At 65.8% G+C, this 2,835-nt stretch carries 3 protein-coding genes; all 3 read right to left on the reverse strand.

Going from position 1 to position 2,835, the window contains the following annotated elements:
* Positions 1-849, reverse strand: an 849-nt coding sequence (locus KDB67_RS00410) for an amino acid ABC transporter permease (RefSeq protein ID WP_291010986.1), incomplete at its 3' end; no start/stop codon positions are given.
* Positions 850-903: 54 nt separating this feature from the next.
* A complete protein-coding gene (locus tag KDB67_RS00415; RefSeq protein WP_291010980.1) occupies positions 904-1,788 on the reverse strand; it encodes an ABC transporter substrate-binding protein in 885 nt (294 codons plus the stop codon).
* Between the two features lie 162 nt (positions 1,789-1,950).
* Positions 1,951-2,835: isocitrate/isopropylmalate family dehydrogenase (locus KDB67_RS00420; RefSeq protein ID WP_291010982.1), on the reverse strand; the 885-nt coding region annotated here is incomplete at its 5' end.

Raw genomic sequence — 2,835 nt, forward strand, 5'->3', positions numbered from 1 at the left:
CTGCCTGCTCGCGCCCTTCGCGTAGTACCGCTCCAGATAGAACTGCCCGACCATCAGGATGCTGGTCACCAGCAGATACCAGGTCGAGGCGACCAGCAGCAGCGGTATGGGTTCGAAAATGACACCGGCGATGTCCTTCTGTGCGCCGTACAGCTCGAGGCTGAACGGCACTGCCGTCACCAGGCTGGTGGTCTTGAGCATGCTGATCACCTCGTTGCCCGTCGGCGGGATGATCACCCGCATCGCCTGCGGCAACACGGTGCGCGTCATCGTCTGCGTCCACGACATGCCAAGCGCCACCGACGCCTCGGTCTGCCCCTCCCCGACCGACTGCACTCCGGCGCGCACGATCTCGGCCATGTACGCCGACTCGTTGAGCGCCAGGCCGATGATCGCGAAGGTGAACGCGGCGTTGAGTTCCTGGATCTCGAAGTGCGCGAACTGCACCACGAACGGGATACCAAGGTCGAGTTGCTTGTAGATCGACGGGAACAGCCCCCAGAACACCAACTGCACATACACCGGGGTGCCGCGGAAGATCCACAGATACACCCACGCCGTCGAACGCAGCACCCGGTTCGGGGACAACCGCATCACAGCCAGCACCACACCGAAGACGATGGCGATCGCCATCGACAGCACGGTCAGCGCGAGGGTGTACCCGACACCTTCGAGGATGCGGGTGTCGAACAGGTAGTCGCCGTAGGTGCCCCACGCGTAGGCGTCGTTGGTGGCCGCGCCGTAGACGAACAGCGCGGCGAGCACGAGGATGACCGTCGCGGCCGCCCACTGCCCCGGATGGCGCAGGGGGACGGCCTTGATCGGATCGGGTTCGGTGCCGAGGGCGATCGGACCGGTGCCAGGCTGTTCGGTGCCCGGCCCTTTCTCGAAGTCAGCCACGGCTCAGTTGATCGCGCCGTTGATGAGGGACTTTTCGATGAGGCCCGCCTCAACACCCCAGTGGGTGGCGATCTCCTTGAACTGACCGTTGTCGATCAGGTACTGGACGGCCTTCTGCAACGCGGGTGCCAGCGGGGTTCCCTTCGCAACGGGATAGCCGTACGGCGCCGAGTCGAAGATCTCGCCGGCAGGTTCGATCTTGCCCTTGGACTTCTTGATCGCGTATGCGGTCACCGGCGAGTCTGCGGACATCGCGTCGACCTTGCCCAGGACCAGCGCGTTGGTGGCCTCGTCCTGCGAGTCGTACTTCTGGATCGCGATCGCGGGCTTGCCGGCCTTGGTGCAGGCTTCACTCTTAGCGGGCACCTCGTCGGTGGCCTCGAACGTGTCGGCCTGAACGGCGACCTTCTTGCCGCAGGCGTTGCTCGGGTCGACGGACTTGCCGCTCTGCTGGGCCCACTGGACTCCCGCGCTGTAGTAGGTCACGAAGTCGACCTGCTTCTCACGTTCCTTGGTGTCGGTGAACGACGACATACCCATATCGAACGTTCCTGCTTGGACCGCGGGAATGATCTTGGCGAAGTCGGCCTCGCGGTATTCGGCGCTGACACCGAGGACCTTGGCGACGGCGTTGACCACATCGACGTCGAATCCGATGATCTTGCCGCCTGGACCTTTGAACTCGTTGGGCGAGTACGGGATGTTCACGCCGACCACGAGCTTGCCCGCCTTGGAGACCTTCTCGGGCAGGCCCGCAGCGATGTCGTCGACCTTGGCGACATCGACGCTGATCGGGCCGATGTCGGTGCCCGTGCCGTCGGACTCGTCGTCATTGGAGCATCCGGCGACGACGGTCATGGCCGCGGCCGCCGCGGCGACGAGCCCCATCAGGCGGACTGCATGTGTGCGGTTCGATCGGTGAAAACGCATCCCAATTCCCTTCGCGGCCCGCGCTGTCTCCGGGCACTACCCATTCCGGCGACACGCTCGCGCCACCTGAGGGAAAACTTAATTCATCAGAGCGACCCGTACCGGGCAGTAACGCGAGATTTACGAATCTGCGATGTTGGCGAGCACCTTCTCCGTGAATACCGCGGTCGTCGCCGTACCCCCGAGATCGCGGGTGCTCACCCTTGCGCCGAGGGTCGCCGCGACCGCAGCGTCGATACGTCCGGCCGCCTCGAGCACGTCGGATCTACCGGTGCGACCGGCGTACCAGCGCAGCAGCATCGCCGTGGACCCGATGATCGCCACCGGGTTCGCGATTCCCTGTCCGGCGATGTCGGGGGCCGCTCCGTGTGCCGCCTGCGCCATGGCCTGACGCGACGAACAGTTCACCGACGCCGCGATGCCGAGCGAACCGGCAAGTTCGCCGGCCAGATCGGACAGGATGTCACCGAACAGGTTCTCGGTGACCACGACGTCGAAGTCTGCCGGCCGACGCACCAGCATCGCGGCCATCGCGTCGACGTGGAAGTCGTCGACCCGCACGTCCGGATACTCGGCGGCCACCTCCCTGCACACGTCGCGGAACAGTCCGGTGGTCAACCGGAGCACGTTGGCCTTGTGCACGATGGTGACGTGCAATCGCCGGCCGCGTGCCACACGGAACGCCTCGCGGGCGATGCGCTCGGTCGCCGCGCGCGTGATCACGCCCACCGACAGCGCGATGTCGGGAGTGGGCATGAACTCCCCGCTGCCGACGGCCATGTTGCGGTCGGCGTACAGGCCTTCGGAGTTCTCCCGCGCGATCAGGATGTCGATGCCGGGTGCGGTGGCGGCGACCCCGGGCAGTGCCCGCGAAGGGCGCAGATTGGCGAACAGGTCGAACTGTTTGCGGATCACGCCGCCCGGGGTGAGGTCGGCGGCGAACCCACCCGGGTAGGCGGCCGAGTCGTGCGGGCCGAGGACCCACAGGTCCATCCCCGACAAGGC

The sequence above is a fragment of the Gordonia sp. (in: high G+C Gram-positive bacteria) genome (assembly GCF_020438995.1).
Classification (GTDB): Bacteria; Actinomycetota; Actinomycetes; order Mycobacteriales; family Mycobacteriaceae; genus Gordonia.